Origin of the sequence: Streptacidiphilus sp. MAP12-33 (assembly GCF_041261265.1) — a bacterium.
Lineage (GTDB): Bacteria > Actinomycetota > Actinomycetes > Streptomycetales > Streptomycetaceae > Streptacidiphilus.
Genome location: NZ_JBGCCA010000007.1, coordinates 170,742 through 196,238, shown reverse-complemented (window position 1 = coordinate 196,238; position 25,497 = coordinate 170,742). Strand labels below are relative to the sequence as shown.

The following is a 25,497-nucleotide window of genomic DNA, read 5'->3' as shown; positions in this document are numbered from 1 at the left end:
CCGCTCAGTGTCCGTTGTGGTTGTTCGTCGCGGACGGGTTGTCCGCGGCGGCGGCGAGGCGGCCCCAGAGGAGGTCGGCGAGGATCTGGACCATGCGGTCGCGGGGGAAGTCGGGCTGTTCGAGCCACCAGTCGCCGCCGGCCAGGACCATGCCGGTGATCGCCTGGCCCCACGCCTCCGCGAGGACCTCGCGGTCCGGGCCGAGGTCGACCTGCGCGGCGATCGCCGCGCTCAGCTCGGAGGCGATCGACTGCAACGTCGGTGCCAGCGGTCCGGCCGGGGTGAGGCCCTCCGCGGCCGGATCGGGGTGGGCCAGGAAGCGGTAGATCTGGGGGGCCGACTCGATGACCGCCAGATAGGTGTCGATCACGTTCTCCACCCGCTCGCGCCGCTCCAGCGGAGCGCCCAGCGCCTCGCGGATACGGGTCAGCAGCGTCGCGCTGTGGCGCTGGGCCAGCGCGTGGTAGAGGCCGTTCTTGTCCCCGAAGTGCCGGTACAGGATCGGCTTGGTGATGCCGGCCTCCGCCGCGATCGCGTTCATGCTCGCGCGCGGGCCCTCGCGCCGGATCACCCGGTCGGCCGCGTCCAGCAGCTCCTCGCGCCGGTCGGCGCGGTCAGCGCGCTCGGGGCTCACCATGCCTTGACATCCTTACTACCTAGTAACAAACTGTGGTCACGTTACCGACGGTAACACCTCGCGGTCCATTATCCAGTCAGCGCGTCGCGCCCGGGGAGACACACCTATGACCGGCTTCAACCTCGCTCTCAACGACGACCAGATCGCGGTCCGCGACTGGCTGCACGGCTTCGCGCGGGACGTGATCCGCCCGGCCGCGGCCGAGTGGGACGAGCGCGAGGAGACCCCGTGGCCGATCATCCAGGAGGCGGCCAAGGTCGGCATCTACTCGCTGGACTTCTTCGCCCAGCAGCAGTTCGACCCCACCGGTCTCGGCATCCCGATCGCGATGGAGGAGCTGTTCTGGGGTGACGCGGGCATCGCCCTCGCCATCGTCGGCAGCGCGCTCGCCGCCGCGGGCGTCGTCACCAACGGCACGCCCGAGCAGGTCGGCACCTGGGCGCCGGAGATGTTCGGCACCCCGGACGACCCGAAGCTCGCCGCCTTCTGCTCCTCCGAGCCGGACGCCGGCTCGGACGTCGCCGCGATGCGCACCCGCGCCGTCTACGACGAGGCGAGCGACGAGTGGGTCATCAACGGCACCAAGACCTGGGCCACCAACGGCGGCATCGCCCACGTGCACGTGGTCGTCGCCACCGTCGACCCGGCGCTGGGCGCACGCGGCCAGGCCTCGTTCATCATCCCGCCGAACACGCCGGGCCTGAGCCAGGGCCAGAAGTTCAAGAAGCACGGCATCCGCGCCTCCCACACCGCCGAGGTCGTCCTCGACAACGTCCGCGTCCCGAACGACTGCCTGCTCGGCGGCAAGGGCAAGCTCGACGAGCGCCTGGCCAAGGCGCGCGAGCGGGCCGCCGCCGTCGCTCGCGGCGAGCGGGTCGAGCAGGTCAAGAACGCGGCGATGGCCACCTTCGAGGCCTCCCGTCCGGCCGTCGGCGCCCAGGCGGTCGGCCTGGCCCGCGCCGCGTACGAGGAGTCGCTCCAGTACGCCAAGACCCGCGAGCAGTTCGGCCGCCCGATCATCGACAACCAGGGCATCGCCTTCACCATCGCTGACATGCGCACCCGCATCGACGCCGCCCGCATGCTGGTCTGGCGCGCCTCCTGGATGGCCGCCACCGGCCAGCCGTTCGAGGCGGCCGAGGGCTCGATGTCCAAGCTGTACGCCGGTGAGACCGCCAAGTGGGTGACCGCGCAGGCGATCCAGATCTTCGGCGGCAACGGCTTCACCCGGGAGTACCCGGTCGAGCGGATGCACCGCGACGCCGCGATCTACACCATCTTCGAGGGCACCAGCGAGATCCAGCGCCTGGTCATCGCCCGTACCCTCTCCGGCCTGCCGATCCGGTAGCCCTCTGGAGGACGAGGTCGGCGGCGGCCCCGCGCACTGCGGAGCGCGGGGCCGCCGCTCTCGTGTTCCCCCGGCCGGCCGCGCTCGACGGGCCCACGTGATCACCTGCGGTTAGCGTGCCGGTGAGACCGTGGCGAACGAAGGGGCTCTCGATGCGTGCGAAGCGGACGACTGCCGCGCTGGTTCTCGCCGTGACGGCGCTGGGCGCGACGAGCGCGTGCAGCAGCGGCTCCAAGGCGAGCGGCGTCGCCTCCGCGGCGGCCTCCGCCGCGCAGTCGGCGGCCCAGAACGCGGGCCAGAGCGCGCTGGCGTCCGCGAGCGCGGCGATCTCCTCGGCGTTGGCCTCCGTCGCCGGTGGGCTGGACGTCAAGAAGGACGTGACGGTCAGCGAGCCCGCGGCCGCCTCCGGCGGCAAGGTCAGCTCGACGGTGAAGGTCACCAACTCCACGGGCTCGAAGGCGAGTTTCCTGATCACCGTCTCGTTCCGGGACAGCAACGGCAACGTCCTGGACGTGGACCCGGTCACCGTGAGCGACGTCCCGCCGGGCGGCACCGGCACTGCGACGGCCACCAGCCACCGCGCCCTGTCCGGCACCGTCAAGGCCCAGGTCGACGCCGCGGTCCGCACCTAGCCGCGGCGACGACGGTGCTCGTCAGGTCCCGTAGTACGCAGGGAACATGACGTAGTCGAGAACGACCGACGTCGTGACGACGAGCATCCAGGCCAGCGCCAGCGCGAACTGCTGCCAACCGTGCGCCGGCGCGAGGTGTGAACACACCACCAGCGCGACCAGGATGAACAGGACCGCGAGGGATTCCCGCGCGCTCAGCACCTCGACCGCGTCCTCTCCCCGCGTGTCCGTGCCGCGGCGCCTGGACCACAGCCGCGCGAGCCCGGTGCGCCGCAACCACGGTCGGCCGCCCGGGTCGGAGGCGAGGTGCTTGAGCGCCAGCGACCCCACTGAGTACAGCAGGCCCCACGCGACGTAGGCCAGCGACGCGGAGAGGAACACGCGGGTCCCCAGCCGGACGGAACTGCCCAGCGTCATCAGGATGACGATCATCACCACGCCGCTCCAGAACTGGCCGACCGCGCTGCGGTAGAGGCGCTGGTCACGACGGGTGTCGCGCAGTTCCACCGAGACGGCCAGGGCGTGCAGCCAGACGGCGGCCTGCAACAACAGGGTCAGCGTCAGCAGGCGGGCCGCCCAGTCCGTAAGGCCGCGCCCCGCCGGGGCGGTGGCCAGTCCGTCCGCGAGCGCCTTGAGCGGGCCGTCCAGCGCGAAGGCGGCCAGCACCGCGTAGAACGCGAGCGCCACGTCGTAGATGGTCCGGTGGCGTGCCGCGCGGACCAGGGCCTCGTCGTCGACCGCCGCTTGCGGGCGGCTCTCCTCGATGGACGACACGGGCGCTCCTCTCGCGGTTCGGCTACGGAGGGATACCCGCCGTCAAACGTCGACGGTGGCGGAGTCCAGTTCGCGCCACTGTGGGCGCAGGCCCGTCAGGGTGGTGGCGGTGCAGTAGGCGAGGCCGGCCACGGCGGCGACCGGGCCGAGGGCGACGGCGCCCAGTGCCGCGCCGGCGAGGAGACCGCCGAGGGGGACCGCGGCCCAGGAGACGGCGTCGGCGACGGAGATGACGCGGCCGACCAGCTCGCGCGGGATCCGCTCGTAGATCGCGGCAGCGAGGATCGGGTTGAGGAACCCCGCCGCGAAGCCGGAGACCGCACAGACGGCGAGGACACCGCTAAGCGGTGCGCCGAGGGCGAGCACCAGGAAGCGGGGGGCGCCCGCGATCACGAAGCCGGCGAGGAAGGTGACGCGGCGCGGCAGCCGTTCGCCGAGCCACGCGGCGAGCAGCCCCGCCGCGACGGAGGCCGCGCTCATCACCGAGAAGACGGCGCCGACCGCGCCCACACCGAGCCCGTGCTGGCGGACCCAGACGGGGACGAGCACCGCCGACCACGCGGAGTCGAGGAAGTTGGTGACCAGCGTCAGCCCGACGGCCGTCGCCAGCAGCGGATCGGAGCGCAGGAAGACGAAACCGTTGCCGAGCCGTCGCCAGTAACCCGCGTCGGCATCGGCCCCGGACCCGGCGTCCGCCGAGGCGTCCGCGTCCGCCGCCGTCGGCGCGGCCGGTTGCTCGCGGCGCGCCGGGGCCGCGAAGGCCGTGGCCGCGGCGCTGAGCAGGAAGGTGGCCGCGTTGAAGACCAGCGCCGTCGCCGGGCCGAACGCCGCGACCGCCGCCGCGCCCAGCGCGGGCCCGGCGGTGATGGCGAGCCGCTCGGCCGCGCCGGACAGGCCGGTGACGCGCTCCAGCGGCACCCGCGCGTCGTCCGCCGCGTCCGGCGTCATCGCGACCTTCGCGGCGTCGCCGGGGCCGCGCACCGAGCCGGTGATCGCCACGAGCGTGAGCAGCAGCCAGATCGGCAGGGCGCCGGCGGCGTGCGCGATCGGCACGGCCAGCACCGCGGCCGCGCTCACCAGGTCGCCGAGCAGGCTGATCCGGCGCGGGCCGATCCGGTCGATGAAAGGCCCCGCCGCCGCCTTGGCCAGCACGTAGGGGCCGAGCTCGCAGAACGCGGTCAGGCCGGTCAGCGCGGTGCTGCCGGTGGTGGTGAGGACCAGCCACGGCAGTGCCACCGCCGAGACCCGGGTGCCGGTGAGGGAGAGCGCCTGGGTGAGCAACAGACCGACCAGGCCGCGGTAGCGGGCCAGCCAGGGGTTCCACGAGGGGAGGATTCGGCCCGGGGAGGAGGTCAGGTCTGCCACGGTGGCCAGCCTAGAAGGCCGGGAAGCGTCTGCGGAGGCCCTGGTGACGGTGGATCCGCCGGCCGGGACGCGCGTTGACGGCGTGGTGAGGGCGCGCGGGGCCCTGCGTCCGCCTCCGAGCGCCTTGGCCCGCAGTCGCCTGAGGCTTGCCTGTGCGCCCAAGTATTGACATGCTTCCTCTGAATTTCATCTGAGGCGTCTCTGAAGCACGTCTGAATCGCGTCTGCTTCACGTCTGAGTCGACTCGTCGCCGGGGGGCGTCAATCGAGCCTGCCCGGAATTCATTCCTTGTGGGGGAACTGATGGGCAGTGAGTCCGTGGGCACCACCGTGCCCGCCGCACGGCGAATACGGCGGTCGAGGCGCCTGATCCAGGCGCTGACCGCGGCCGCGCTCCTGACCGGCGCGGTCTTCGGGGGACAGGCCCTGGCCTCGTCGACGCCGAAGCCGCCGACGACGGCGCAGCAGGAGAAGGGGATGGTCTCCGGCCGTGCCTTCCACGACCCGGTGAACGCCGACACCTCGGCGACCCAGCGGATCACCATCACGCTCGACGCGCACCGGACCCGCTTCGACCTGTCCGGGCGACGCGTGTGGGGCCAGTCCTACGACGGCTCCTTCGTGGCGCCGACGATCCGGGTCGCGCCCGGCTCGTTCGTGATGATCCACCTGGTCAACCACCTGACGGTGGCCACCAACCTGCACTTCCACGGCCTGCACGTCTCACCGACGGGCGTCTCCGACGACCCGTTCCTGTGCGTGGCTCCGGGCAAGTCGCTGACGTACAAGCTGGCGATCCCGAAGAACCACCCGCAGGGCACCTTCTGGTACCACAGCCACGCCATGGGCACGACCTGCCCCAAGCCCGGCCAGATGGTCGCGGACGACATGAGCGACATGCCCGCCATGGCGCCCGGCTCCTCGTCGACGGGTGCCTCGTCGACGGCCTTCATGCCCGGCGACGTGGAGAACCAGATCTCGGCCGGCCTGTCCGGCGCCCTGATCGTCGGTGACGACCGCACCCTGCTGCCGCCGAAGCTGCGTCAGATCGCCACGCACACCATGGTGTTCAAGGACGTGCAGATCGACGCGAGCGGCTCGCTCGTGCAGAACACCGCGACGACCTCGATCGACTCAGGTGCCCCGACCGTCCGGCTGGTCAACGGCCAGCTGCGGCCGGTGCTGTCGATCCGTCCGGGCGAGACCCAGCTGTGGCGACTGGTCAACGCGGGCGCGGACATCTTCTACAGCCTCCACCTCGACGGGTACCGCTTCACCGTCGTCGGCGAGGACGGCACGCCCGTCGCCAAGGTGCGCACCGAGTCCGACCTGCTGCTGCCGCCCGGCAAGCGCTTCGACGTCCTGGTCACGGCAGGCCCCCACGCCGGTACGACGTGGCTGCGCACGCTGGCGTACTCCAACGGCCCGCAGGGTGACAGCTACCCGAACACCCAGTTGCTCCGCCTCGACGTGCACGGGGCCGGGGCCACCCGACTGCCCACCGTCTCCGGCCGCATCCCGACCGCGGCGCCGGACCTGGCCAACGCCAAGATCGCGAAGAAGCGCCGCCTCGTCCTCTCCGAGAGCGCGGACGGCAACAGCTTCTACATCAACGGCAAGCAGTTCATGATGGGCGACGGTTCCGTCTTCGCCGACCCGGCGAAGCTCGGCACCGTCGAGGAGTGGACCATCATCAACACGGCGGGCGAGATCCACCCGTTCCATCTGCACACCTCGGACTTCCAGGTGATGTCGATCAACGGGGTCCCGCAGCCCTACACGAACCGCCAGGACATCATCCCGGTGCCGTACGAGCAGAACGGCAAGCCGGGCGAGGTGGTCATCCGGATCGCGTTCACCGACTTCACCGGCCGCTACATGTTCCACTGCCACATCGCGGCCCACGAGGACAACGGCATGATGAGCTACATCGACGTCGTCGACTGACGCTCCTGCGCCTGCGTCGTCACCCGAACTGCGCGAAGGCGGCGGCGACCTGGTCCCCGGACCAGGTCGCGCCGTCGCCGAGCAGCACCTTGAGCAGCACCCGGGCCTTGTAGGGGTGGACGAACCCGCCGTCGACCAGGCCCCGGCCCAGCAGGTCGATCTCCGCGCCCGGCTGGTGGTAGGTGTTCCGCAGCACCGACCCCCCGCCGGTCCGGGAGGTCAGCACGACCGGCATCCGCGTCGCCAGTTCACCGAGGGTGGGAACCAGCACCGCGGGGACGTGCCCGACGCCGAACCCGGCCACCACCAGCCCGTCCTGGCCCTCCGCGACGGCCGCGAGGGTACCCGGGTCGTCGTCCAGAGTGACGGTGTACAGCGCCACCCGCGCGGAGCGGACCGGCACGGGCAGCACGCGTCGACGCGGCGGGTGGGTCAGTACCCGCACCCGGTCCTCGACGAGGTGGCCGATCGGGCCGGCGTCGGGCGAGACGAACGTCGCCGTGGAGGTGGCGTGCGTCTTGCGGACGAAGCGCGCGGCGTGGATCTCGTCGTTGAACGCCACCAGGACGCCCAGGCCGCGGCCGTCCCGGGACTCGGCCACGCGGGCGGCGGCCAGCAGGTTGGCCGGGCCGTCGTGACCCGCCAGCGTCGGGTTGCGCATCGCACCGGTCACCACCAGCGGCGCGTCCCATGACCAGACCAGGTCCAGCAGGAAGGCCGTCTCCTCCAGGGTGTCGGTGCCCTGGGTGATCACGACGCCGGGGGAGCCCGCCCGCACCGCCTCGGCCGCCGCCGCGGCGAGGGACAGCACCCGCTCGAAGGTGAGGCTGCCGCTGCCGATCGGCTCAAGGTCGCGGATGTCCAGCGGCTCGGCGAGGGTGTCCAGTCCCGGAACGGCCGCGGTGAGAGCCGCCCCGTCCAACCGGTCCGCCCCTGCCATCGAGATCGTGCCGCCCATGGCGAACAGCGTGACGCCCACGGTGCCCCGTCCCTTCGTCGCCGCCCCGTTGCGGCTCCGGCCACCCTACCGAGCCTGTCGCGCGGATCCCCTGCGGCGGATCTACCGTGGTGGGGAACGGTCCGAGGCACCCCGAGCCACCCCTGGGAGGCACCCATGCCCGGTTCCACCACCATCGGCCGCACCGAGCGCCTGGTCATGCTGAGCCACCATGACGCCGAGCGGCTCGCCACGACGATGGAGCGGCTCTCCACCATGGTGGCCGCGGACAACGCCGACCGCCTCACCGACCCCCAAGTCGCCCAGCTCTGCGGCGGCGACGCGGCGATGCGCGGCGAGTACGCGCACTGGGCCGCCGAGGTCGGCGCCTTCCTGCGCGGACACCTGTAGGGCGAGGGCAAAAAGCAGGGCCCGCGTGCCGCGGGCTCTGCTAGCCTGCGCTCATGATCGACGCGCCGACCCGCCGAATGATGCGCCCCTCCCGGGGCTGCTGAGCGACGCACGCGCGCGTTCTGACCGAGGCCCCCACCCAGGGGCCACTTGCATGTCGCCATCAGGATCAGGCCCCTGCCGCAGCCGAGTGCAGGAGCAGGAGCAGATCAACCCGATGAGCAGCAGCTACTACGTCACCACCACCATCCCCTACGTCAACGCCCGCCCCCATCTGGGCTTCGCCCTGGAGCTGGTCCAGGCCGACGTGCTCGCCCGCCACCGCCGCTCGCGCGGCGGCGACGTGCGGTTCCTCAGCGGCACCGACGAGAACTCGCTCAAGAACGTGCTCGCCGCCGAGGCCGAGGGCGTCGCCGTCCAGGACCTCGTCGACCGCAACGCGGCGGCGTTCGAGGCACTCGCCGAGCCGCTCGCGCTCTCCTTCGACGACTTCATCCGCACCAGCCGCGACCCCCGCCACCGCGAGGGCGTCGCCCACCTGTGGCGCCGCTGCGCCGAGGCCGGCGACTTCTACCGCACGAGCTACACCGGCCGGTACTGCGTCGGCTGCGAGGCGTTCCTCGCCGACGACGAGCTGACGGACGGTTGCTGTCCGGACCACGGCACCGAACCGCAGCAGGTCAGCGAGGAGAACTGGTTCTTCCGGCTCTCCCGCTACCAGGAGCCGCTGCGGGAGTTGATCACCAGCGGTGCGCTGCGGATCGAGCCCGCCTCGCGCCGCAACGAGGTGCTCGCGCTGATCGACTCCGGCCTGCGCGACTTCTCCGTCTCCCGCAGTCGCGCCCGCGCGCGGGGGTGGGGCATTCCCGTGCCGGGCGACGAGGACCAGGTCGTCTACGTCTGGTGGGACGCGCTCGGCAACTACGTGACCAGCCTGGGGCTCGGTGACGCCCCGACCGAGGACTTCGAACGCTGGTGGGCCGGGGACGGTGAACGCGTGCACCTGGCCGGCAAGGGCGTGCTGCGGTTCCACGCCGTCTACTGGCCCGCGATGCTGCTGTCGGCGGGCCTGCCGCTGCCGACGCGGGTGCTGGTCCACGACTACCTGACGGTCTCCGGCCGCAAGATCAGCAAGTCCTCCGGTGACGTGGTGGACCCCGCCGACCTGGCCGCCCGCTACGGCACCGACGCGGTGCGGTGGTGGCTGCTGCGCGAGGTGCCGCGCGTCGGCGACGCCGACTTCACCGAGGAGCGCCTGGTCGCCCGCGCGGACGCGGATCTGGCCGGCGGGTTCGGCAACCTCGTCCACCGAGTGGTCACCATGGTCCACCGCTACCGGGACGGCGTCGTCCCGGAGGTCGCGGTGGAGACCACGGCGACCGCGGAGCTCCGCGCGGTCTGCGCGCGGGCCTCCGGCCGGGTCGACGCGGCCCTGGACGCCTTCGACTACCGCGCGGCGGCGGCCGCGGTGTGGACCCTGGTCGAGGAGGCCAACCGCTGCATCGACCGCACCCGCCCCTGGGAACTCGCCAAGTCCGAGCGCGACGGCGCGCGTTCCACTCCCCTGGACGCGGCGCTGGCCGCGCTGGTCGCGGCCTGCCGCGCGCTGGGCGAGGAACTCCGCCCGTTCCTCCCGGCGGCGGCGGACCGCATCGTCCACCGCTGCACGCCCGTCGACGGCGTCCTGCCGGAGTCGACCCCGCTGTTCCGGAAGCTGGGCGAGTGAGTCGCACCTACCCAGGGGAGCGGGGCTGTGCCGCTATGCGGCTCCGCCCCCAGCCTTCGGCCGGGAGGTGCCCCGGAGGTGCCCCCTGCCTGGGCGCCACACGCCACTGACGTGCGGATGGTCCTCATCGTTCAGGGCCGTCCGCACGCCGGTGGTTGCTCGCGTAGTTCGTCGCGCCGCTGGGAACAGGTGCGACTACTGCAGCGCGTCCTGGAGGCCCGTCACGGCCTCGGTGAGGATCGAGGCGTCGAAGAGGATTTCCGGTGGTGTGCCGTCCGCCTCCGCGGACCACGCGCGGAACGCGTCCTGGACCACGGAGAGGTCCACCGGCCCGCCCGCGCGGACCGCGAGCGCCGTGCGCTCCAGTTCCGCACGGACCACCGAGGCGAAGGCGCTCGCGCCCGCGCAGTGGCCCTCCGCCGTCGGGACGTGGGCTTCGATCAGCATGGAGGTGCGGCCCACGGCCGAGATCGCCGCACGGGCGTCGGACAGCTGGGAGGGCCGCAGGCCGCGCTCGCGGACCGGTTCGGCCGCCGCCGCGGCCTCCGTCGCGGCCAGCGCGGCCCGCGCGCCGCGGTGGTCCAGGAGCGCCTCCCGCAGCGCGCGGCGGGAGCGGGGGGAGGGGTCCCCGTAGGCCTCCAGCGCCGCGGCCGAGTAGTGGCCCGCCGCCGCGATGTAGTCGGCGAGCCGCTCGGGCAGCCGGACCGTCTGCCAGGTCGGCCAGAGCGCGTACGCGGCGAAGGCGAGCAGCCCGCCGAAGAGCGTCATCCCGACGCGCTCCTCGGCCGTGTAGCGCAGCACGAGCCCGTCCATGGACAGCAGGAAGACGACGTAGACGGAGACCAGCGCGCTCAGCGCCATGTACCCGGCCCGCATCGTCAGGTACGCGCAGCCGACCGCGACCACGGCCAGCAGACCGCAGACCCACGGCGCCGGCTTGGCCAGCACCATGACCCCCGAGGCCAGCCCGACCCCGACGACCGTGCCGGCCAGCCGGGCGACCCCGCGGCTGTAGGTCTGCGAGAACTCCGGGCGCATGATCATCATGACGGTCATCGCCGCCCAGTACCCGTGCCCGAACGGCAGCGCCCGCCCGATCGCCTCCGCCACCGTCACCACGACCGCCACGCGCACGGCGTGCCGCATGACCGGCGAGCGTCGCGTCCAGTGGCGGCGCAGGGCCTCGACGGTGAGCGGGAGCAGCGCGCGCACGCCGGGGCGGCGCAGGAAGCGCGGCTGGTCGTCGTCGGCGGGGGAGTCCAGCGCGTCCGTCACCTCGGCGAGCAGACCGACCAGGCGCAGCGCGGTGTGCCGGGCGAGCCCGTGCAGGACGGGTCCGTCGGGCGGCAGGGCGAGGGCGCGATAGGCCGCCTCGGGCACCTGCGCGCCGTCCCCGCTGCGGATGGAGCGCGCCGCGGCGTCCAGGATCTCGGCGGCCGCCGCCAGCAGCTCGCGCGCCCGGTCGCGCTCCCGACCCTCCTCGGCGGCGCCGACCCGAGGGTCCGCGAGCGCGGCGAGAGCCGGACGTAGCCGCTCGACCAGGGAGCGGACGCCGGTCAGCTCGTTCGGGCGGGAGCGGGCCTGACCGGGCGTCACGATCGCCGCCTCGCGGGCGAGCATCAGCGGGTCCGGGTCGAAGGAGGCGAACGGGTCGTGCCGGAGCCGCCGCGCGTAGTCGGCCATCGACGCGCAGGCCTCGGCGAGGGCCTCGCGGTGCGCGCCCCACCGGTCCACCGGCCAGACCAGCACCAGCAGCGCCTGGATCAGCCCGCCCGCGGCGATCACGCCCGCGTGCTGGGCCGCCTGCGGCACGCTCGCGGGCAGCGTCACCACGACGAGCATGACGGTGACGGCCATCGACGCGAGGATGCCCGCGGTCTGCCCCGCGACCCAGGCCATCCCCGCGGCGAACGCCCACACGGCGACGACGGCGAGGAACAGCACCGGGTAGGGCGACGCGCAGTAGCCCACGAACGTGCTGAGCGAGAGCCCGAGCGCGGTCGCCACCGCCAGCCAGGGCCGGGGCCGGTAGCTGCGCTGGAACGTGGCCATCCCCGAGAGCTGCGCCCCGAGCGCGGCGGACGTCGCCATCGCCGGCCCGCCCAGCGCGAGCGCGCCGAAGAGCGCGATCGCGACCCCGAGGGCACCGCGCAGCGCCGCGAGCGGCTGGTTCGTCGCCCGCTCCACCCGCAGTCCGGTTCGGGTCGCGGTCTTCAGCGAGCGGTACCAGGCAGAGCCTGGCGATGAGGAGGACATCGCAGGTCAGCCTAGTCCCTCAGGGGCGCGGGGCTCCGCCGATGCGGCTCCTCCCCCAGCCTTCGGCCGGGAGGTGCCCCGGAGGTGCCCCCTGCGTGGGCGCGAGCAACCCACCCGGCGCGAGCAACCGACCTGAGGCGGATGGCCCTGCTCGCCCGGGATCTGACCGCATACGGTGGCTTGTCGCGCCCACGCGGCAGAGCCGCAGATCGGCAGAGCCTCGCGCCCCTGGGTGCTGCACCTGCCTGGCGTCAGCCCTGGCAGAGGTTGACGTGGCGGGTCGTCAGGACGGCGTTGGCGGCGTCGATGAGGCGGGAGCGGGAGAGGGAGCCGTCGGTGACCGCCGACGCGACGGCGGTCGCCGTCGCCGAGGTGACGCCCGGGACGTCCGGGCCGAGGCTGAACATCACCATGTCCGCGCCGGCCCGCAGGGCCTGGACCGTGGCGGTGGGGACCGAGTAGCCCGCCGCGGAGATCGCCTTGGCGTCCAGCGCGTCGGTGATGACCAGGCCCTTGAAGCCGAGGTTGCCCTTGAGCTCGCCGTTGATGACGGCGGGGGAGAGCCCGGCGGGGGAGGAGGTCAGACCGGGGATGCTGTCGTTGGAGACCATGACCGCCGGGGCACCGGCGGCGATCGCCGCCGTGAACGGCGGCACGCCGACCTGCTGTTCGGTCGACCACGGGATCGTGTGCGCGGGGCCGAGGTCGGAGTTGTAGCTGGAGCCGCCCAGCCCGGGGAAGTGCTTCACGACCGGGATGACCCCGCCCGCCATCATGCCCTTCATGTAGGCGACGCCGTCCTGCGAGACGGTCGCCGTGCTGCCGCTGAAGGCGCGCCAGCCGTCGGGGTTCTGCGCGCTGGGCGCGGCGTTCGTGCCGTCCACGTCGACGACCGGCGCGAGGTCCATGTTCACGCCCGCCGCGGCCATCTTCTGCGCGACCTGCGTGGTGGCCTGCTGGATCTGCGCGGCGCTCCAGTTGCCACCCATCCACGCGGGCCAGGGAAGGTTGCCCACGAGGTTGGCCATCCGCTGGATGCCGCCGCCCTCCTCGTCCGTCATCACCAGCAGGCCGAGGTGGTCCGGCACGTTCGACCGCAGCGCCGACAGCCTGGCACCCAGGTCGGCGGGAGCCGCGCTGCCGAAGAGCAGGACGCCGCCCGCACCGGCGGCGACCTCGGAGGTCACGGCGGAGGGATCGTTCTCGTCGACGGGGACGGCGAGGGTCATCATCGCCAGCCGCTGGTTGGACCACCCGGCGAGCTTGGTGGTGTTGGTGCAGGTCGGCGTGGCCGTGGCGCGGTCCTGCGAGCCGGAGGTGGGCGTGGAGCCCGCAGCCGGGGACCCGCCGCCCAGCGCAGAGCGGGACGGCTGCGACGGCTTACCGGAGGGCGACTGCGAGGCGCTCGCGCTCGGGCTGGTCGCGGGCGCGGAGGAGCCGGAAGCGGCGACGGAGGAGGTGGAGGCGGGCGCGCCACAGGCGGCGACGGCCACCGAGGCGACGGCGGCCAGCGCCGCCGCGGCCGGCAGGGTGGTGCGGATGCGGCGGGGGGTCATGGCAGGGCTCTTCCGGGCAGGGGGCAGAGTCGTTTCTCCTCTACTGTCCGGGTTAGGGTCGGTTTCGCCAAGGACCCGAGAGAAGCATCACCTATCCGTGGTCGCGGGGAATGCGCCTCCGCCAGGTCCGCTCGAAGATCACCTCGCCGCCACTGAGGGCGGTCACCCGGTTCTCGGTGAGGAAGTCCGCGCCCGTGCCCCCACCCGTGCCTCCACCTGCGCCGTCACCCGTGCCTCGACCTGCGCCGTCACCCGTGCCGGAGGCTTCCGTGCGGATCTCCGAGCGGGTGCGGATCTCCACGTCCCAGCCCAGCTCCTCGCGGGCCAGGCCGACCGTCCAGCGGGACTCCGTGCGCGCGCTCAGCGGGTCCGACTCCGCGATCGTGTAGCGCTCCAGCGCGTCCTCGCGGAAGACCAGGCCGTCGGGGTAGGTGCGCGAGCCGCCGTAGCGGGGGTCGACCTCCAGCGTCCACAGGCCGCGGGCGACGTCGCGGCGCACCAGTCGCTCCGGCCGGGGCTGCTCCGCGGGGTCGGCGAAGACGACGCCGAGCGGCGGCGTCTGCTCGGGCGGCTCGAAGGCGATCGGGCGCTGCCCGGCGTCCGCGCCGGGGTCGCGGACCGGCAGCTCCAGCGAGCTCGCCGCCGGATCCAGCGTGAAACCGCGCGGATCGGGGTGCGGCCAGACCCACGGCCAGTAGGCGGAGGAGACCGCCAGCCGGATGCGGTGGCCGGGCGGGAAGGCGTGGCCGACACCCCACAGCTCGAAGGAGACGTCCCCAGTCGCGCCCGGGATCCACTCCGTCGTGCGGGCCCGGCCCTCCCGGCTCAGCAGGTTCAGCACGCCGCGCGTCACCAGCGTCGAGGATCCGTCGGGGGCGACGTCGCAGAGCCGGGCGATCACCTGGCCGCGCGGCGCCGACGCGGTCAGCCGTAGCCGGACGACCGCGCGGCCCAGGATCTCGACGCGGTGGCCGAGTGCGGCGGTGTCGAAGCAGACGGAGCGGCCGTCCTCCTCGCGCTGGTCCGGCGGCAGGTCGGCGTCGTTGCCGAAGGGGAAGAAGCGTCCGGCGTCGAGGCCCGTCTGCTGCGGGGAGACGACCTTGACCGGGCCGGGTTCGCTGTGCCGCATCGTGCCGTCGAGTCGATAGGTCGTCATCTCGACGTCCTCGGACGGCCAGGACGAGGCGCCCACCCAGCGTCCCTCCCGCACCGGATACGTCGTCGCGGGCCGGGCGGACTCGTTGATCCAGGCCCGGAGCAGCGGCTCGTCCAGCACGCCGTTGTCCGCGTCCCGCAGCCAGTGGTCCCACCAGCGCAGCGTCTCCTGGAGAAAGCCGATGGCCGGGCCGGGTGGCAGGCCTCGGTCCGGGTACTGGTGCGACCAGGGTCCGAGCAGGCCGCGCACCCGGTCTGCCGGGAGGTGCTCGACCAGACGCAGCACGGTGTCGCGGTACGGGTCGGCCCAGCCCCCCACGGCCAGCACCGGGGCCTTGATCGCCGCGTAGTCCTCGCAGACGCTGCCGTGCCGCCAGTAGGCGTCGCGGCGCTGGTGGGCCAGCCAGGTGTGGATCAACGGGTCCAGGTGCTCCAGCCGCTCCCGCCACATCGGCAGCCAGCGCTCCCCGACGAAGGCCGGGTCCGGCGGCCGGCTCGCGAAGGCCAGCATCGTCGCCGACCAGGCGTGCATGTCGACGGCGAGGACGGAGCCGCCCGTGTAGTGCACGTCGTTGTCGTAGCGGTCGTCGGTCGAGCAGACGGTGACCACCGCCCGCAGCGCCTCCGGCGCCAGCGCCGCGATCTGCAGCGCGTTGAACCCGCCCCAGGAGATGCCGAACATCCCGACCCGGCCGGTGCACCACGGCTGACCGGCCAGCCACTCCACCACCGCGACGCCGTCGGCGAGTTCCGTCGCGTCGTACTCGTCGCCGGGCAGGCCGTCGGAGTTGCCGTGCCCGCGGATGTCGACGCGGACCGAGGCGTAACCGTGCCCCGCGTACCAGGGGTGCCGCTGCGCGTCGCGCGGCGCCGTCCAGTCGGCGAGCCGGTAGGGCAGGTACTCCAGCAGCGCCGGGACGGGCGCGTCGGTGACGGGACGCCAGATCCGGGCGTACAGGCGGGTGCCGTCGGCCAGCGGGATCCAGGAGTCCTCGACGGTGGTGCGGTACGGCAGGTCCTCGCGATAGCGCAATGCCGCCTCCGGGGCGCGGGTGTCAGTGGACGGGGGCCATGGTCCGGCGCAGCCAGGGGGCGAGCGCCATGATGCCGATCGCGACCGCGACCACCACGCCGCCGTTGAGCGCGAAGTAGGACGGGTCGGACAGGGTGCCGTAGAGCTTCACGGTCTGCGCGGAGATGCCGTTGGCCAGGGCGAGGGAGAGGAACCACAGCGCCATGCTCTGGCTGGCGAAGGCCTTCGGCGCCAGCTTGGTCGTCGCCGACATGCCGGTGGTCTCCAGCAGCACGTCGCCGAGGCCCAGCACGGCGTAGCAGACCACCAGCCACCAGCCGGACATGATCCAGTCCCCGGTGCGGCCCATGGTGGCCGGGACCATGATCAGGAACGAGAGGCCACCGAGCAGTACGCCGAGCGCCAGCTTGTTCGACGCGTGCGGCTGCCGCTTCCCGAGCCGCACCCAGGCGCCCGCGACCACCGGCGCCAGCGCCACCTCGAAGACCCCGAGCATCGAGGCGTACCAGGACGAGGGGAAGTGCCAGCCCAGCAGATCGGTCTGCGCGTGGTCGGCGGCCAGCAGGTTCATAGTCGAGTACGACTGGAACAGCACCAGGTTGAACGCGACCGAGCCGCCGAACAGCACCAGATAGGGCTTCAGGTGCCCGCGCTCGGCGGAGGTGACACGGTCGTTGCGGAAGAGGAAGACGAAGTAGCCGATGGGCGCGAGCACGGAGGCGATCGTCACCAGGTCGACAAACCGACTCATCGTCAGCAGGCCACCCCAGGCCATCCCGCCGAGCAGCGTGGCGACGAAGACCGCCGTTCCGGCGACGGCCCGCCAGGTGGTCCGCATCGTCGCGCGCGGCAGCGGGGACTCGGCGCCGTGACGGTTGCCCTTGAGGTGCCGGCGGCCCAGCACGTACTGGGCCAGGCCGAAGGTCATCCCGATCGCGGCGGCGGAGAAACCCCAGTGGTAGCCGACCTTCTGGCCGAGCCAGCCGGTGACCAGCGGGCCGAGAAAGGCGCCGATGTTGATGCCCATGTAGTAGAGGGCGAACCCGGCGTCGCGCCGCTCGTCGTCGGTGGCGTAGAGCTTGCCGACGAGGGTGGAGACGTTCGGCTTGAGCAGACCGGTGCCGACGATGATCAGGCCGAGCCCGACCCAGGTCATCGCGGCCGTCGGCACGGCCATGGCGTAGTGGCCGCAGGCGATGAGGATGCCGCCGTAGAGCACGCCCCGGTAGGAGCCGAGCACCCGGTCGGCGAGCCAGCCGCCCGCGATGGAGACCAGGTAGATCATCGTGCTGTACGCCGAGTAGACCGACGCCGCGGTGCCCGAGCTCATGCCCATGCCACCGGAGGCGACGGAGGCGGAGAAGTAGAGCGTGAGGATGGCAGCCATGCCGAGGTAGGAGAAGCGCTCCCACATCTCGGTGCCGAAGAGTGTCAACAGGCCCTTCGGGTGTCCGAAGAAGCCCTTGTCCTCTTGTGCTCTCTCCGCGTCCGTCCCGTGGTGGACCGTGCTGGTGCCGGTGGGGTCGCCCACGGGACGGATCTCCGTTCTGCCGGATATGCATGACATAAGGCGCCTTACCTTATATTGCATGCTCTATAGGGCAAAACGGACATGCTGTCCGATGTGGCGGTCAGCCCCTCGGGCGTTCGTTCCAGGTCGCGATGACGGGGCGTCCGTGCTCGGTGCTCAGCCGGCTGATCGTGCCCGTCGCGAGCTGGAAGAGCGCTCCGTCGGCCGGCGGCAGGCCCAGCCGGCGCGCGGTGAACACCCTCAGGAAGTGCGCGTGCGCGACCAGGACGACATCGCCCCCGCGGCCGTTCTGGATCGCCGCCTCCGCCTTGGCGATCACCCGGTCCGCGCGGATGCCGACCTCCTCCGGCGTCTCGCCCGGGTGCTCCTCCGGCCCGGCGGCCACCCCGTCCGTCCACAGGTTCCAGGCCGGGCGGGTGCGGTGGATCTCGCGGGTGGTGACGCCCTCGTAGGCGCCGTAGTCCCACTCCGTCAGGTCCGGGTCCACCATCGCGTCGACGCCCGCGAGCTTCGCCGTGTCCTGGGCCCGCTGCATCGGGCTGACCAGCGCCAGGCAGATCTTGTGCTCCGCGAGCAGCGGCGCGAGCGCGCGGGCCTGCGCCTCGCCGTTCGCGGTCAGCGGCAGCTGGGTCCAGCTGGTGTGCTGGCCCGACAGGCTCCACTCGGTCTCGCCGTGCCGCACCAGGATGAGGTCGCTCATGCCGCCACGCTACCGGCCGGGGCGTACGGACGCGCGAAATCGTTCGACGGTGGCCGAGGGCTGCCCTAACGTGCCGGGGCATGAGCAGTCGACTGCGCAATCTCGCGAGCGCGAACCAGGCCATCGCCGAGGTCGGCCACTACCTCGCCGCCGACGGCACCGAGGTCGCGATCGGTGCGGCGCTGGCGGCGGCGATCGCCGGGACGCGCTGCTTCGCGCCGGACGAGCCGCTGCCGCCGGGGCCGACGCCGTCCGGCACGCACACGACGGTGGTCGAGGTGACAGCCGAGGGCAGCCTCAGCGCCGCCCGCCGCCTGGCGGCGGACGGGCCCGTCGCGGTCCTGAACTTCGCCTCCGCGCGCAACGTCGGCGGCGGCTACCTCGGCGGCGCCCGCGCGCAGGAGGAGGACCTGTGCCGCAACGCGCTGCTCTACCCGTGCCTGCTCCAGGCCCGCGACTACTACGAGACGCACCGGGCCAGTGACGACCTGCTCTACAGCGACCGCGTCATCTGGTCCCCGGCCGTCCCCGTCCACCGCGACGAGCGGGGCGCGCTTCTCGCGCGCCCCTTCGCCGCGTCGTTCCTCACCAGCCCCGCGCCCAACGCGGGCGCGCTGCTCCGCCGCGATCCCGCGGCGGGGCCCCGCATCCACGACGCTCTGGCGCGCCGCAGCGGACGCGTCCTCGCCGTCGCGGCGGCGCAGGGCGCGCGGCAACTGGTCCTGGGCGCGTGGGGCTGCGGCGTCTTCGGCAACGACCCGGTGCGGGTCGCGGAGGCGTTCCGCGCCTGGCTCGCCCCGGGCGGGGCGTATCACGGGGTGTTCGAGCGGGTGGTGTTCGCGGTCCGGGACCGCGCGGAGCCTTCGGCGAACCGCGCGGCGTTCCAACGGGTCTTCGCGGCCTGACCGCAGGGGCGCGCCGCCGCCGTCAGATCCTGCGGACCTCGACCGGCACGACCCGGCCGCCCACGTCCACCGTTGCGTCCGCGCCCGCGCGGGTGAGGATCTGGGACCCGACGCCCTGGCGGATGTCCAGCGCCCGCCCCAGCTCGGCGGTCAGTACGACCGCCGCCGCGCCGGTCGCCTCGTCCTCGTCGATCCCGTCGCCCCGACCGGGAAAGCCTCGCGTCCGGACCGCGCCGGACGGCTCGTCCGACCAGGCCCAGGCGTAGAGCCAGCCGGTGCCCAGGGGCGGGACGTCGAGCGCGTCCACCTCCGCGACGCTCCCGTACTGCCGGGTCCTCCGCCCCGCCGCCCACTCCGCGCGGCCGCGGATCCAGTGGAACTCGCCCTCCTGCCACGCGGGCACCTCCCCGGCCTCGGGCCGGAGCGTCGCGACGGTCGCCCCCTCCCGTCGCAGGAGCCACGAGGTGCCGACCAGCGGGTGCCCCGCGAAGAGAAGGCGGGCGCTCGGGGTGTAGATGTCCACGTGGCCGGACGTGGCGTCGTCGACGAAGACGGTCTCGGAGAAGCCCAGTTCGCGCGCCAGCTCCTGGCGCTCCGCGCGCCCGGGGACCGCGCCGCCGTCCAGGAGCACGCCGAGCGCGTTGCCGGCGCTGCCGCCGGGGCCGCAGAAGACGCGGACCACATGAAGATCAGTCATGGGGCCTCATCCTGGCACGCCCCACACACTTGCACTTTGTTCAAGTCGCTCCTATGGTCGTACTTGAACAACGTGCAAGTGCATGTCCGGAGAGACCCGAAGAGACGACGTCCAGGAGAGTCACCATGTCCGAGCAGTCCTTGCAGGAGTTCGTCACCGCGGCGGCCGAGCGCTTCGGGATCCCGGGCGCCGCGGCCGGCGTCCACGTGGACGGGCGCGCCGTCTACGCCTGCCACGGCGTCACCAGCGTCGAGAACCCCCTGCCCGTCGACGAGCACACCTGGTTCGCCCTCGGTTCCGTCTCCAAGACCTTCACGGCCACCGCCGTGATGCGCCTCGTGGAGCATGGCCGGATCGACCTGGACGCCCCCGTGCGGCGCTACGTCCCCGAACTCGTGCTCGCGGACGAGGACCACGCCGCCGCCGTGACCGTCCGTCAACTGCTCAACCACACCGCGGGCCTGGGCGTCCGCCTGGTCGTCGAGACCGGCGACGGCGACGACGCGCTGGCCGGGTTCGTCGGCCACCTGGACCAGATCGAGCTGATCGGCGCGCCCGGCTCGCGCGCCTCCTACAGCCAGGCCGGCTACAACCTGCTCGGCCGGGTCCTCGAGAAGGTCACCGGCCTCACCTTCGAGCGCGCCGTCGCCGAGCTGGCGCTGGCGCCGCTGGGCCTGCACGAGACGGCGTACTTCACCGACCAGGTGATGACCCGCCGCTTCGCCTGCGGCCACAACGCCGACCAGGACGGCACGCCCGTCGTCGCCCGTCAGTGGAAGGACTCCCGCGGCAACAACCCGGGCGGCGGCATCGCCGCCACCGTCGCCGACCAGCTGCGCTGGGGCAGGTTCCACCTGGGCGAGAGCGAGCTGGTGAAGCAGATGCAGACCCCGACCGTCGACCTGCGCGGCAGCACGCTCGGCGACGCGTTCGGCGTGTGCTGGTTCCTCCGCGACGTCGACGGCACCGCCACCGTCGGCCACGGCGGCTCCGGCAACGGGCAGTTCGCGGAGCTGCTGATCGTCCCGGGCCGGGACTTCGTGGTCTCGGTGATGAGCAACGGCGGGCCGGGCGGGGTCGCCTTCAACCGGGAGGTCGTGCAGTTCGCCCTGGAGCACTACCTCGGTGTCCTCGACCGCGACCCCGAGCCCGTTCCGTACGACCACGCCCAGGTGGCGCCGATCGTCGGTGTCTACGAGACCGAGATCCTGACCCTCACCATCCGCGCGGAGGAGGGCGCGCAGGCGCCCCTGCTGGAGGTCGTCATCAAGCCGGAGATCCGCGCCGCCTCGGAGAAGGAGGTCCCCGCCGACTACCCGCCCTTCCCGTTCGGTCTGCTGCCCGGCGCCGGCGACGAGTACATCGTCACCGGCGGCGCGATGAAGGGCCAGCGCGGCTTCCTCACCCGCGACGCATCCGGCGCGGTCATCGGCGTCGACCTCGCGGGTCGGCTCTTCGGCCGGGCCTGAGGTGCGCGGTGCCGTCGGACGGACGTCAGCTGCTCGTCGCGGTCCTGGGGAGGGGCCGGGACGGGTAGCCGGTGTCGAAGTGCTGGTAGTCGGCGCCCTTGATGTCCTGCCAGATCCAGCCCTCGGCGTGGAACGCCTGCCAGACCGCGTTGCCCTTGATGATCTTGCCGGTGCCGGGGGTGCGGGCGGCGTACCTGCTGCTCGGCTGCCAGCAGTGGCAGCGCGGGTCCGTCCAGGGGTTCTCCAGCGGATTGAGGTCGATCGCGCGGCCGTTGGCGTGCGGCGAGTCGGTGGCGGGAGCGTTGGCCTGGCTCGCGCGACGGCAGTTGAACGCGGACGAGTTGTCCGCGCGCATGCTGGCGTTGTCGTCGCCGCCGTACTGCTCGATCGGCTCCATCTGCCGGATCGGGAAGCGGTCGGAGAGCAGCCGGGTGAAGATGCGCTTGACGCTGCTGACCACGTCCGCGTTGACGACGAGCACGCCGCGGTGCAGCTTCCCGTCGAAACCCCAGTGGGTCATGGTCACCCGGCGCAACTGCTGCCGCCCGACGGGGCACCCCGTGTGCCACGCGCCCACGGCCACGATCCGCTGCCACTGCGCCGGGGTGATCATGGAGACCACCGGGTCCAGCGTCGCGGCCGAGACGGCGGCCGGCGCGCTCGTGACGGGAGGCGACGGCGCGAGGGACGCGGACGCCGACGTGATCGCGGGAGTCGCCGCCGGACCGCCGCCACCGGTGGCGGCACACCCGGCCACCAGCAGGGCCGCGACCAGCGCGACGGCGAGACGCCAGGCCCGCGGTGCCGGGCGACCTGGGCGCGGGCGGTACTCGTGGTGAGTCAAGGGTGTCCCTCCTGCGAAGCGGAGCCGTGCGCCTACCGCAGGCGCGCGGCGAGAACCGCGACGTCGTCCTCCGCCGGGCTGACCGACAGGCGGCTGAGGACGGTGTCGAGCAAGCCCTCCAGGGGAGTGTCCGGGTCGAGGTCGAGCGCGGCCAGGGCCTCCAGCGAGCGCTCGATGTCCTCGCCGCGCCGTTCCACCAGCCCGTCGGTGAACAACAGCAGCACCGAGCCCGGCGGCAGGCGCAGCGACGTGCCCCGGTAGTGGCCGACCCCGGCGCCCAGAGGCGGATCGCCCGGCAGTTCCGCGAACTGCGCGCCCAGACCGCGCCGCAGCAGCAGCGGCGGGAGGTGGCCCGCGCCCGCCAGCGTGACCAGGCCGGCCGCCGGGTCGATCTCCGCGACCAGGCAGGTGGCCACCCGGTCCAGGCCCAGCGCCTCGACCGTGCGCTGCGCCTCGGAGAGGATCTTCTCCGGGCCCCAGCCCTGGAAGGCCAGCGCGCGCATCAGCGAGCGGTACTCGCCCATCGTCGCGGCGGCCTCCAGGCCGTGGCCCATCACGTCGCCGACGACCAGCAGCGTCCGGCCGCCGGGCAGGGCCATCGAGTCGAACCAGTCGCCACCCACCTCGGCCGTCTTCCCGGCGGGGAGATAGCGCCCGGCGCACTCGACGTCCACGTGCGGCCGGGTCCGCTCCGACAGCAGCGCCCGCTGCAGGACGAGAGCCGTCTCGTGCTCATGGGCGAAGCGCTGCGCGTTGGAGATGCTGTTGGCCGCCCGCCGGGCCAGCTCACCGACCAGCTCCACGTCCTCCGCCGTGAACGCCGGCGACTCGCCCGCCCGCATCATGTTGACCACGCCGATCACCCGGCCGCGCGCCCGCAGCGGCACCACCAGGGAGGAGTGGACGCCCAGCCGCCGGTACCGCTCCACCCGGCTCGCCTCCGGCGCGGCCAGGGCCATCTGCTCGTCCCCCGGCGAGTTCGAGACGATCGGCCGCTCCTCGGTGACGCAGCGCGCCGCCACCGAGGTGGCCTGCGGGCTGTGCAGCGAGCCCGGGGCGCCGAACCAGCGGCCAGCCTTCACCAGCGCCGGGGTGGTGCTCATCGCCAGCCGGCGCAGCCGCAGCTGGCGGCCGGGCCGGTCGTCCGGCTCGATCACGTCCACCACGGCCACGTCGGTGAGCCGGGGCACCAGCAGCCGGGTCAGCTCCTTGCAGGTCAGCTGGACGTCGAGGGTGGTGCCGATGGTGGTCGCCGCCTCGTCGAGCAGGGCGAGCCGGGTCCGGGCCCGGTCCAGCGCCTGCCGGATGCGGCGGTCCTCGGTGATCTCCAGCACCATGCCGAGGATGCCCAGCACCTGGCCCGAGGAGTCCTCCAGGCGGCTGTAGGCGTTGTGCCACCAGCGCGGCTCCGCGGAGGGGTCCGCGGCGGTGGTGCCCTCGACGGTGTGGTGGCGCGGCTTGCCGTCCGCGAGGACCGCGCGCAGCTCCGCCTCGGCGGCCGCGACGTCGATGCCCGGCACCACCTCGGCGATCCTGCGCCCCAGGTGCGCCTCGACCGGCACCCCGTTGACCTGGGCGAGGGCCTCGTTGACGTAGGTGTAGCGCAGCTCGGTGTCGAGCAGGGCGATGCCGAACACCGCGGCATCCATCACCTGTAGGGGCAGGCCTGCTTCGTGAGCTGGCCGCCCGTCCGCCGGACTCATGGGCTGATCTTCCCATCAGCGGGGCTCCTCCGCCGCTCACTCCGCAAGTCCTGCGCTGCCAAAACACTGGGAGAACAACACGCTGGGAGAACAGCGCACGGGAAAAGCAGATCGGCCGGCCCGGTGGAACCGGGCCGGCCGAACCGATGCGTGCGCGAGGGGGGACTTGAACCCCCACGCCCCGAAGGGCACTAGCACCTCAAGCTAGCGCGTCTGCCATTCCGCCACCCGCGCATCGGTTGTGTCCGCTCGCTTGCCTCGGCCTTGCGGCCTCGCTCGCTGACGGGGTTAACCATAGCAAAGATCAGCCGTGGTTCCGAACCGCGTTTCCGCGACGTGATCATGCCGCGGACCTGCGCCTATGCAGGGCATGCCGGGGCACGGGGACTTGGGCCGGATGCGGGGCGGGGGGAGGATGGGCCACGAAGGGATCCGCAGGGATCTGCGATGAGAGGCGGAGCAGCGTGAGCGAGACAGTGGGTGCGGACCGTCAGGGAGAGGGCTTCGGCGAGGCGGAGGTCGCCGACCTCTGCCGGGACCTGATCCGGATCGACACCAGCAACTACGGCGACGGCTCCGGCCCCGGGGAGCGCGCCGCCGCCGAGTACGTCGCCGAGAAGCTGGCCGAGTTCGGCCTGGAACCGCAGATCATCGAGTCCGAGAAGGGCCGCGCCAGCACCATCGCCCGGATCGAGGGCGCGGACCCCTCCCGCCCCGCGCTGCTGATCCACGGCCACACCGACGTCGTGCCGGCCAACGCCGCCGACTGGACGCACCACCCCTTCGCCGGGGAGATCGCCGACGGCATGGTCTGGGGCCGCGGCGCCGTCGACATGAAGGACATGGACGCGATGACCCTCGCGGTCGTCCGCGACCGCCTGCGCAGCGGCCGCAAGCCCCCGCGCGACATCGTGCTGGCCTTCCTCGCCGACGAGGAGGCGGGCGGCGTCTACGGCGCGCACCACCTGGTCGACAAGCACCCCGGCCTCTTCGACGGCGTCAGCGAGGCCATCGGCGAGGTCGGCGGCTTCTCCTTCACCGTCAACGAGCAGCTGCGGCTCTACCTGGTCGAGACGGCGGAGAAGGGCATGCACTGGATGCGCCTGACCGTCGACGGCACGGCCGGGCACGGCTCGATGACCAACAAGGACAACGCGATCACCGAGCTGTGCGAGGCCGTCGCCCGCCTCGGCCGGCACCAGTTCCCGGTCCGGGTCACCAAGACCGTCCGCCACTTCCTCGACGAGCTCTCCGACGCCCTCGGCGTCGAGCTCGACCCGGAGGACATGGACACCACGCTGGAGCGGCTCGGCGGCATCGCCAAGCTGATCGGCGCGACGCTGCGCAACACCGCGCAGCCGACCATGCTCGGCGCCGGCTACAAGGTCAACGTCATCCCCGGCCAGGCCACCGCGCACGTCGACGGGCGTTTCCTGCCCGGCTACGAGGAGGAGTTCCTCACCCAGCTCGACGCCGTCCTCGGCCCGCGCGTGAAGCGCGAGGACGTGCACAGCGACAAGGCGGTGGAGACGGACTTCGACGGCCCGCTGGTGGAGGCGATGCAGCGTGCGCTGCGCGCGGAGGACCCGATCGCGCGCGCCGTGCCCTACACGCTCTCCGGCGGCACCGACGCCAAGGCCTTCTCGGACCTCGGCATCCGCTGCTTCGGCTTCGCTCCGCTCAAGCTCCCCGCCGACCTGGACTTCGCCGGGATGTTCCACGGCGTGGACGAGCGGGTGCCGGTCGACGCGCTGAAGTTCGGGGTCCGGGTGCTGGACCGCTTCATCGACGCTTCTTGATGGAGAAGATGGGGAAGAGGTGGACGGTGCTGATTCGTTCCTGCGGGATTGGTGATTCGGTCTGACTTTCGGG

At 72.9% G+C, this 25,497-nt stretch carries 20 protein-coding genes and 1 tRNA gene; 8 read left to right on the top strand and 13 right to left on the bottom strand.

Annotated elements, in window-relative coordinates; translation table 11 throughout:
* Positions 1-4: 4 nt before the first annotated feature.
* Positions 5-637 (bottom strand): TetR family transcriptional regulator, encoded by a 633-nt coding sequence (locus ABH931_RS10135; protein WP_370111995.1) that lies wholly within the window; start codon positions 635-637, stop codon positions 5-7.
* Positions 638-743: 106 nt separating this feature from the next.
* Between ABH931_RS10135 and ABH931_RS10130 the strand changes: the two genes are divergently transcribed.
* Entirely contained in the window at positions 744-1,985 is a 1,242-nt protein-coding gene (locus ABH931_RS10130; protein WP_370111994.1) for an acyl-CoA dehydrogenase family protein, read from the top strand.
* A gap of 152 nt (positions 1,986-2,137) precedes the next feature.
* Positions 2,138-2,617 carry a hypothetical protein gene (locus ABH931_RS10125; RefSeq protein ID WP_370111993.1) on the top strand — a complete coding sequence of 160 codons (480 nt, stop codon included), beginning with the start codon at positions 2,138-2,140 and terminating at the stop codon, positions 2,615-2,617.
* Positions 2,618-2,638: 21 nt separating this feature from the next.
* On the opposite strand, the gene ABH931_RS10120 is transcribed toward ABH931_RS10125, so the two are convergent.
* A complete protein-coding gene (locus tag ABH931_RS10120; RefSeq protein WP_370111992.1) occupies positions 2,639-3,391 on the bottom strand; it encodes a hypothetical protein in 753 nt (250 codons plus the stop codon).
* Positions 3,392-3,433: 42 nt separating this feature from the next.
* Complete coding sequence (locus tag ABH931_RS10115) at positions 3,434-4,756, bottom strand: MFS transporter (protein ID WP_370111991.1); 1,323 nt, start codon at positions 4,754-4,756, stop codon at positions 3,434-3,436.
* Positions 4,757-5,058: 302 nt separating this feature from the next.
* Between ABH931_RS10115 and ABH931_RS10110 the strand changes: the two genes are divergently transcribed.
* The gene (locus tag ABH931_RS10110) at positions 5,059-6,702 is read left to right on the top strand and encodes a multicopper oxidase family protein (RefSeq protein WP_370111990.1); all 1,644 of its coding nucleotides are present in this window, start codon (positions 5,059-5,061) and stop codon (positions 6,700-6,702) included.
* 19 nt (positions 6,703-6,721) lie between these two features.
* Here the strand turns inward: ABH931_RS10110 and ABH931_RS10105 are convergent, their stop codons facing one another.
* A complete protein-coding gene (locus tag ABH931_RS10105) occupies positions 6,722-7,681 on the bottom strand; it encodes an asparaginase (RefSeq protein ID WP_370111989.1) in 960 nt (319 codons plus the stop codon).
* A 135-nt stretch (positions 7,682-7,816) separates the two neighbouring features.
* On the opposite strand from ABH931_RS10105, the gene ABH931_RS10100 reads away from it, so the two are divergent.
* Together ABH931_RS10100 and ABH931_RS10095 are read left to right on the top strand one after the other, a co-directional pair.
* Positions 7,817-8,050 (top strand): hypothetical protein, encoded by a 234-nt coding sequence (locus tag ABH931_RS10100; RefSeq protein ID WP_370111988.1) that lies wholly within the window; start codon positions 7,817-7,819, stop codon positions 8,048-8,050.
* 217 nt (positions 8,051-8,267) lie between these two features.
* A complete protein-coding gene (locus tag ABH931_RS10095; RefSeq protein ID WP_370111987.1) occupies positions 8,268-9,776 on the top strand; it encodes a methionine--tRNA ligase in 1,509 nt (502 codons plus the stop codon).
* A gap of 195 nt (positions 9,777-9,971) precedes the next feature.
* On the opposite strand, the gene ABH931_RS10090 is transcribed toward ABH931_RS10095, so the two are convergent.
* From ABH931_RS10090 to ABH931_RS10070, 5 genes are all read right to left on the bottom strand, one after another.
* Positions 9,972-12,032, bottom strand: a complete 2,061-nt coding sequence (locus ABH931_RS10090; protein ID WP_370111986.1) for an FUSC family protein — start codon at positions 12,030-12,032, stop codon at positions 9,972-9,974.
* 251 nt (positions 12,033-12,283) lie between these two features.
* Positions 12,284-13,588 carry a glycoside hydrolase family 3 N-terminal domain-containing protein gene (locus ABH931_RS10085; RefSeq protein ID WP_370111985.1) on the bottom strand — a complete coding sequence of 435 codons (1,305 nt, stop codon included), beginning with the start codon at positions 13,586-13,588 and terminating at the stop codon, positions 12,284-12,286.
* A gap of 91 nt (positions 13,589-13,679) precedes the next feature.
* Positions 13,680-15,776 (bottom strand): CocE/NonD family hydrolase, encoded by a 2,097-nt coding sequence (locus tag ABH931_RS10080; protein WP_370111984.1) that lies wholly within the window; start codon positions 15,774-15,776, stop codon positions 13,680-13,682.
* A gap of 22 nt (positions 15,777-15,798) precedes the next feature.
* Positions 15,799-17,190 carry a peptide MFS transporter gene (locus tag ABH931_RS10075; protein ID WP_370112022.1) on the bottom strand — a complete coding sequence of 464 codons (1,392 nt, stop codon included), beginning with the start codon at positions 17,188-17,190 and terminating at the stop codon, positions 15,799-15,801.
* A gap of 217 nt (positions 17,191-17,407) precedes the next feature.
* On the bottom strand, positions 17,408-18,007 hold the full coding sequence (locus ABH931_RS10070; RefSeq protein WP_370111983.1) for a histidine phosphatase family protein: 600 nt from the start codon (positions 18,005-18,007) through the stop codon (positions 17,408-17,410).
* An 80-nt stretch (positions 18,008-18,087) separates the two neighbouring features.
* Between ABH931_RS10070 and ABH931_RS10065 the strand changes: the two genes are divergently transcribed.
* On the top strand, positions 18,088-18,912 hold the full coding sequence (locus ABH931_RS10065; protein ID WP_370111982.1) for a TIGR02452 family protein: 825 nt from the start codon (positions 18,088-18,090) through the stop codon (positions 18,910-18,912).
* 22 nt (positions 18,913-18,934) lie between these two features.
* Here the strand turns inward: ABH931_RS10065 and ABH931_RS10060 are convergent, their stop codons facing one another.
* Positions 18,935-19,609, bottom strand: a complete 675-nt coding sequence (locus ABH931_RS10060; protein ID WP_370111981.1) for a PhzF family phenazine biosynthesis protein — start codon at positions 19,607-19,609, stop codon at positions 18,935-18,937.
* Positions 19,610-19,734: 125 nt separating this feature from the next.
* Between ABH931_RS10060 and ABH931_RS10055 the strand changes: the two genes are divergently transcribed.
* The gene (locus tag ABH931_RS10055) at positions 19,735-21,078 is read left to right on the top strand and encodes a serine hydrolase domain-containing protein (protein ID WP_370111979.1); all 1,344 of its coding nucleotides are present in this window, start codon (positions 19,735-19,737) and stop codon (positions 21,076-21,078) included.
* Positions 21,079-21,103: 25 nt separating this feature from the next.
* On the opposite strand, the gene ABH931_RS10050 is transcribed toward ABH931_RS10055, so the two are convergent.
* From ABH931_RS10050 to ABH931_RS10040, 3 genes are all read right to left on the bottom strand, one after another.
* Positions 21,104-21,922 (bottom strand): M15 family metallopeptidase, encoded by an 819-nt coding sequence (locus ABH931_RS10050; RefSeq protein ID WP_370111977.1) that lies wholly within the window; start codon positions 21,920-21,922, stop codon positions 21,104-21,106.
* Between the two features lie 32 nt (positions 21,923-21,954).
* Positions 21,955-23,571, bottom strand: a complete 1,617-nt coding sequence (locus ABH931_RS10045; protein WP_370111975.1) for a SpoIIE family protein phosphatase — start codon at positions 23,569-23,571, stop codon at positions 21,955-21,957.
* A 205-nt stretch (positions 23,572-23,776) separates the two neighbouring features.
* Positions 23,777-23,859 (bottom strand) — tRNA-Leu (locus ABH931_RS10040).
* Between the two features lie 230 nt (positions 23,860-24,089).
* On the opposite strand from ABH931_RS10040, the gene ABH931_RS10035 reads away from it, so the two are divergent.
* Positions 24,090-25,424: a M20/M25/M40 family metallo-hydrolase gene (locus ABH931_RS10035; RefSeq protein WP_370111974.1), complete on the top strand. Its 1,335-nt coding sequence runs from the start codon at positions 24,090-24,092 to the stop codon at positions 25,422-25,424.
* The last annotated feature ends 73 nt before the right edge of the window (positions 25,425-25,497 follow it).